This is a genomic window from Kitasatospora sp. NPDC057198 (genome assembly GCF_042670125.1).
Taxonomy (GTDB): Bacteria; Actinomycetota; Actinomycetes; order Streptomycetales; family Streptomycetaceae; genus Kitasatospora.
Genome location: NZ_JBHUWH010000439.1, coordinates 1 through 6,557 on the forward strand (window position 1 = coordinate 1; position 6,557 = coordinate 6,557).

General features: G+C 73.7%; 6 protein-coding genes. 4 read left to right on the forward strand and 2 right to left on the reverse strand.

The features are described 5' to 3' along the window. Positions 1–79 precede the first annotated feature (79 nt). Complete coding sequence (locus ACFUEL_RS32460) at positions 80–823, forward strand: hypothetical protein (protein WP_380240613.1); 744 nt, start codon at positions 80–82, stop codon at positions 821–823. Between the two features lie 11 nt (positions 824–834). Here the strand turns inward: ACFUEL_RS32460 and glmS are convergent, their stop codons facing one another. Then, positions 835–2,676 (reverse strand): glutamine--fructose-6-phosphate transaminase (isomerizing), encoded by a 1,842-nt coding sequence (glmS, locus tag ACFUEL_RS32465; protein WP_380240615.1) that lies wholly within the window; start codon positions 2,674–2,676, stop codon positions 835–837. A 57-nt stretch (positions 2,677–2,733) separates the two neighbouring features. Next, on the reverse strand, positions 2,734–3,039 hold the full coding sequence (locus ACFUEL_RS32470) for a hypothetical protein (protein ID WP_380240617.1): 306 nt from the start codon (positions 3,037–3,039) through the stop codon (positions 2,734–2,736). 281 nt (positions 3,040–3,320) lie between these two features. On the opposite strand from ACFUEL_RS32470, the gene ACFUEL_RS32475 reads away from it, so the two are divergent. The 3 genes from ACFUEL_RS32475 to ACFUEL_RS32485 form a co-directional block, all read left to right on the forward strand. Next, a complete protein-coding gene (locus ACFUEL_RS32475; protein ID WP_380240619.1) occupies positions 3,321–4,436 on the forward strand; it encodes a hypothetical protein in 1,116 nt (371 codons plus the stop codon). A gap of 48 nt (positions 4,437–4,484) precedes the next feature. Then, positions 4,485–5,933 (forward strand): pyridoxal phosphate-dependent decarboxylase family protein, encoded by a 1,449-nt coding sequence (locus ACFUEL_RS32480; RefSeq protein ID WP_380240621.1) that lies wholly within the window; start codon positions 4,485–4,487, stop codon positions 5,931–5,933. Positions 5,934–6,039: 106 nt separating this feature from the next. Then, positions 6,040–6,557, forward strand: a 518-nt coding sequence (locus ACFUEL_RS32485) for an ACT domain-containing protein (protein WP_380240623.1), incomplete at its 3' end; no start/stop codon positions are given.

A 6,557-nucleotide genomic window follows, 5' to 3' on the forward strand; every position in this document is an offset into this window, starting at 1 on the left:
CACCCCGCCGAACCAGGGTGGCGGCAACGACTGCCCCGCCGGGTCCGATCCGGCGGGGCGATTCCCGGAGGGGCAGCACATGAACGACACGACGGCCGGGGCGGCCTGGCTGGAACTGCTGGCGGACTGCAGCGACTTGATGTTCCGGGGCTCCTCGGCGGAGGAGGTCGAGGAGTCCGGGCTGACCGGCGCGGAGGCCACCGCCCGCTACGCGATCTGCGCGGCGACCGGCACCGAGCGGCTGGCGGAGGCGCTCGACTCGCCCTGGGCGCTGCGCACCCCCGCGCAGGTCGGCGCCGTCGCCGCGGCGCTGACCGCCGCGCAGCACCACGCCGAGCTGGCGAAGCGCCGGCTGGCCGTGCTGCTGGCGGGGATGGCGGAGCGCGGCGAGAGCGGTCCGGTTCCGCCCGCGCTGGCCGGCCTGCTCGCGGCCGCCCCGTCCCCGGAGGCCGCCGAGCGGGTCTTCGGCGAGATCGCCGCCCTCCGCGCGCCCCGTCCGGTGCCCGAGACGCTCGCCGGCGCGCTGCGCGGGGCGGCCGAGCTGCTGGCGGACCTGCTGGTGCCGGAGCCGGACGCGATCGAGGTGTTCGGCGCCCCCGGCGAGCCCGACCACCAGGGCTGGGCCCGGCTGCGCCACGGGGGCAAGGAGTGGCGGCTGTTCTTCCACGTCCACGACGAGGACGAGTGGTTCCTGGACGACTACCCGGCGGAGCCGGGCACCAAGCTCCCGCTGGGCTTCTACTCCGCCGCCTCCGCCCATCCCGCGCAGCTCGCCGAGGCGGCCCGCACCGCCCTGGAGAAGTGGGCGGCCGAGCAGCCGTAAGCGGCTCCCGGCTACTCCACGGTGACGCTCTTGGCCAGGTTGCGCGGCTTGTCGACGTCCCGGCCGAGGGCCACCGCGGCGTGGTAGGCGAGGAGTTGGAGCGGGACGTTGAGCAGCAGCGGGTCGAGTTCGGGCTCGCTCTTCGGGACGACCAGGCAGTGGTCGGCGAGCCTGGCCCCGATCGGGCGGTGGGCGACGGCCAGCACCCGCCCCTCGCGGGCCTTGATCTCGCCGAGCGCGGTGAGGTTCTTGTCGAGCAGCTCGTCGTCGGGCACCAGCGCGACGGTGGGCAGTTCGGGGGAGATCAGCGCGAGCGGGCCGTGCTTCAACTCGCTGGCGGGGTACGCCTCGGCGTGCACGTAGGAGATCTCCTTGAGCTTCTGCGCGCCCTCCCGGGCCACCGGGTAGCCGCGCACCCGGCCGATGTACATCATGCCCCGGCTGTGGGCGTACTCGGCGGCCAGGTCGGCGATCTCCTGCTGCTGCTCCAGTACCTTCCGGATCTGGTCGGGCAGCGCCTTGAGCGCGGCGACGATCCGGCGCCCGTCGGCGGGCGAGAGGTCGTGGATCCGGCCGAAGTGCAGGGCGAGCAGCGCGAAGGCGACCACGGTGGAGGTGAACGCCTTGGTGGAGGCGACCGAGATCTCGGGGCCGGCGTGCAGGTAGATGCCGCCGTCGCACTCGCGGGCGATCGCCGAGCCGACGGTGTTGACCACGCCGAGGACGCGGCCGCCCTTGCGCTTGACCTCCTGGACGGCGGCGAGCGTGTCGTAGGTCTCGCCGGATTGGCTGACCGCGACGTACAGGGTGTCGGCCTCGATGACGGGGTTGCGGTAGCGGAACTCGGAGGCGGGTTCGGAGTGGGCGGGGATCCGGGCGAGCTCCTCGATCAGCTGGGCGCCCATCTCGCCCGCGTAGTAGGCGGATCCGCAGCCGAGGATCTTCACCCGGCGGATCTCGCGCAGCTCCCGGGCGTCCAGGTTGAGGCCGCCGAGGTGGGCGGTGGCGAAGCGCTCGTCCAGGCGGCCGGAGAGGGTGCGCTCGACGGCGCCGGGCTGCTCGTGGATCTCCTTGAGCAGGTAGTGCGCGTAGCCGCCGGTGTCGTAGGAGCCGACCTCCCAGTCCACCGTGGAGGGCTGCCGGGTGACGGTGCGGGCGTCCTCGGTGAAGGTGCGGAAGCCGTCGGCGCGGACGGTGGCGAGTTCGCCGTCCTCCAGGTGGACGACCTGCCGGGTGTAGCGGACGAGGGCGGAGACGTCGGAGGCGGCGAACATCTCCTTCTCGCCGATGCCGAGCACGATCGGGCTGCCGTTGCGGGCGACGACGATCCGGTCGGGCTGCCCGGCGTCCAGCACCGCGATGCCGTAGGTGCCGACGACCAGTTTGAGGGCGGCGCGCACCGCGTCCTCCAGTTCGCCGCCGTCGGCCCGGTGCGCGGCGATCAGGTGGGCGAGCACCTCGGTGTCGGTCTCGGAGCGGAACACGGCGCCGTCGGCGGCGAGCTTGGCGCGCAGTTCGTCGGCGTTCTCGACGATGCCGTTGTGGACGACGGCGATCCGGCCCTCGTTGTCGGTGTGCGGGTGGGCGTTGGCGTCGGAGGGGACGCCGTGGGTGGCCCAGCGGGTGTGGCCGATGCCGGCGGTGCCCTTGAAGCGGGCGGGCAGCGCGGCGGCCAGGTCGGCGACCCGGCCCTTGGTCTTGTGGACCCGCAGTTTGGCGGGGGCGGTCTTGGTCGCGGGCGCGACCACCGCGACGCCCGCCGAGTCGTATCCGCGGTACTCCAGGCGCTGCAGGCCCTCCAGCAGGAAGGGCGAGGCGTCCTTGGGGCCGATGTAGGCCACGATTCCGCACATGACATGGGCTCCTCTGTCAGTCGTGGGTGGTCCGGGGGGCCGGGTCGGCGGGCCGGGTCAGCCGTAGACCATCCGCCGCAGTTGGCGCACCGACAGCTGCGGGGCGGCCACCCGGCGGGCGGCCAGCTCCCCGCCGAGGCGGGTGAAGATCTGATCGTTGGTCAGCCCCCGTGCCTGCAGCTCACCGTGGCGGCGGCGGACGTACTCCTCGGTGGTCTCCGCGAAGTACGCCAGCACCTCCGCGACGACCCGCGCGGCCTCCCCCGGGGTCAGGGGGGTGGTCCTGGCGAGGTGGGCGAGCAGGTCCTCATGAGGGTGCGGTGAGACGGGCACGATCGGGGAGCCTAGGCGTGACGGGTTCATTTGCCAAAGATCCTGCCCGAATTCGGGCAGGCCGGCCAGCCGAGGCGTCCCGGTGCAACCTTTCCCGGGGCCGCGGCGTGATCGAGGACGGTGCTCGAACGGGCGGTCCCGGGCGGCACCTATGATGTGGGGCCGTCGTTGTAGGGCGGTGGGCGGACGGTGTTCGGGTGATCGTGGGGGGCATCTGACCCGGTCGGCGGTGTCCCTGGCCGGGTTTCCGGCGGTCACCCCGCAGGATGGGCCGCGTACTGTCCGTGTCGATCACAGGGGGAACGTCCGTCATGCAACCGCGCGTGTTCGCCGTCGTCACCGCCGTCCTGCTGGCCGTCCTCGGCCTCGGGTCGGTCATGGTGACCGACTGGACGCCGAAGTCCGCCACCGCCGCGACCGCCGCCGACGCGGGCGGCCAGCGCCCCGGCGCCGTGCCCGACACCCCCGCCTCGGCGTCCCCCTCCCCCACCGGCGACCCGGCGGTGTGGACCCGTTCGACGCTGCGCAACAAGCTGATGGCCGAGATGGACGCCACCGACCCCGGGGTCGCCCTCGCCGACCTCGACAAGATCTCCAAGGACAAGCCGTACACGGTGCGGTTCTGCCACCCGATCGCCCACGAGCTCGGGCACGCCGCGGTGCAGCGCTACCACCAGGACTTCCAGAAGGTGATCTCCTTCCCGCACGAGACCTGCGCGGCGGGCTACCTGCACGGCGCGGTCGAGGAGATGCTGGCCAACTCCAAGGACCCGCAGAGCGACATCCTCACCCTGTGCGCGCCCGCCAACACCGGCCCGTGCATCCACGGCGTCGGCCACGGCATCATGTTCGTCACCAAGCAGGACATCCCGGCCGCCCGCGCGCTGTGCGACAAGTTCCCCAGCCAGAGCCGCCGGATCACCTGTTCCGAGGGCGTCTTCATGCAGCTGTTCGCGCCCGACGAGGAGGACGAGAAGGCCAAGGCCAACCTCCCCGCCGACAAGCTCGCCGCCGAACCGCTCTACCCGTGCCCCGAGCAGCCGGCCCTCTACCAGTCGGCGTGCTTCTTCTACGCGCCGACCTTCTTCCTCTCCTCGCACGACTACGCCAACCACCCCGAGGCGTTCTCGCAGGCCCTCCAGTGGTGCCTGAACGCGCAGGCCAGCGGCGGCGCCCAGGACTGCTCGCGCGGCGCCGGCTCGCGCACCATGAAGTACAACCTGGACCGCCCGGACTGGGCCGCCCAGCAGTGCGCCACCGCCAAGGACACCTGGCAGCGCAAGGCGTGCACGCAGGGCCTGGTCAGCTACTACACCGTCAACGACACCAGCGCGGGCGCGGCCGGGCGGCTGTGCGCCCAGATCACCGACAAGGAGATCCAGGGCTACTGCCGCTCGGCCGGCGGCCTCTCGAACACCCTGGACTGACCCTTTCCCCAGGTGGGGCCGGTCGGCCCCGGCCCACCTGGGCATACGATGCCCGGTGTGAACGACGACTTCCGCGGGGCCGCACGGGCGGCCGCAGACCTGGTGGCCGACTACCTCGACGCGGTGCCCGACCGCCCGGTGTGGCAGCCGATGGACCCGGCGGAGCGGGCCGCGCTGCTCGACCTCCCGCTCCCCGAGCACGGCGCCGCGCTGGACGAGCTGCTGAAGACCGTCGAGCAGCGGATCATGCCGCACCCGATGGGCAACGGGAGCCCGCGCTTCTTCGGCTGGGTGAACTCCGCCCCGCAGCCCGCCGGGGTGCTCGCCACCCTGGCCGCGAGCGCGATGAACCCCAGCTCGGCCGGCGGCGACCACGCCGACGTCCACCTGGAGCGCGCCGTGGTCCGCTGGATCGCCGAGCTGGTCGGCTTCCCGCACCCGCCCGGCGGCGGCGTCCTCACCTCCGGCACCTCGATGGCCACCATCGTCTGCCTGGCCGCCGCCCGCGGCCGCGCCGCCCGGAAGGCCGGCTGGGACGTCCGGGAGGACGGCCTGGCCGGGATGCCCCCGCTGGTCGGCTACGTCACCGGCGAGGCGCACAGCTGCGTGCGCAAGGCCGCCGAGCTGCTCGGCCTCGGCTCCAAGCACCTGCGCACCGTCGCCTCCGACGCCGAGGGGCACCTCCTGCTGGACGACCTGGCGGCCGCCGTCGCCGAGGACCGGGCGGCCGGGCGGCTGCCGTTCCTGGTGGTCGCCTCCGCCGGCACCGTCGGCACCGGCGCCGTCGACCCGTTCGAGGCGGTCGCCGACCTGGCCGAGCGCGAGGGCCTGTGGTTCCACGTCGACGGCGCGTACGGCGCCTTCGGCGTCCTCGACGAGACCATCGCGCACCGCTACGCGGGCATGGACCGGGCCGACTCGCTCGCCCTCGACCCGCACAAGTGGCTGGGCGTGCCGGTCGACTGCGGCTGCGCCCTGGTCCGCGACGCCGAGGAGCTGCGCGGCACCTTCAGCCTCGTCCCGTCCTACCTGCGCGACGACGCGGCCGGCGACCTCGGCTGGTTCTCCGAGTACGGCACCGAGCAGACCCGCCCGTTCCGCTCGCTGAAGGTCTGGGCGTCCATCGCCCACCGCGGCCGCTCCGGCGTCGCCCGGGACATCGCGCACTGCACCGCGCAGGCCCGGCTGCTGGGCGAATGGATCGAGCAGGACGGGGAGTTGGAGCTCGTCGCCCCGGTCGAGACCTCCATCGTCGCCTTCCGCCACCGCCCCGCCGGGCTCGACGAGGCGCAGCTCCAGGAGCTCAACTCCCTGCTCCCGGTGGCCGTCCAGCGGCGCGGGCGGGTCTTCGTCACCGGCGCCGTCCACCAGGGCCGCGAGATGCTCCGGGCCTGCCTGCTGAACGCCACCACCACCGAGGCGGACCTCCGGCTGCTGCTGGACGAGGTGAAGTCCGCCGGAGCGGAACTCCTGGACCGGTACCGTACGTCCAACTGATCGCGGGAGCGGATCAGCGCCGATCCGACGGGGGCCCGCGGAGACATTTACCGTCAGGTCACGGGGGATTCGTGATCGCGAAACAGCGGAGCGCCACCATGCAGGCATGGACAACATGGCGTACACCCAGCACAGAGTCACCGACGAGCGGCAGGAACGGCGGCGGAGCCGGGGGCACCGCTGGCGCAAGGAGACGGTCGAGCTCGCGGCGGTCTTCGCCGCCGTCGCGGCCGCCGACCTGGTCGCCAACGTCGTCGTGCACGGCCACGACGGGCCGGTGCTGCTGGTCGCCTCGGCGGCGGCCATGCTCGCCACCGCGCTGTTCCGCGGCTGGCTCGCCCACCGGCACCAGCACGGGCCGCCCGGCGGCCCGGCCGCACCGCCGGGCGGGCCTGCGATGAGCGCCCCCGAGGAGCCGACCGTCCTGTGGCGGCTGCGCACCAGCGTCTCGGACGCCCCCGGCAGCCTGGCCCGGGTGTGCACGGCCCTGGCCGGGCTGCGGGTCAACATCGTCTCCATGCAGGCCCACCCGCTGCCCGACTGCACCGTCGACGAGTTCATCGTCCGCGCCCCCGAGGCGCTCCCCCGCACCGAGCTCGCCGCCGCCGTCGCGGCCGGCGGCGG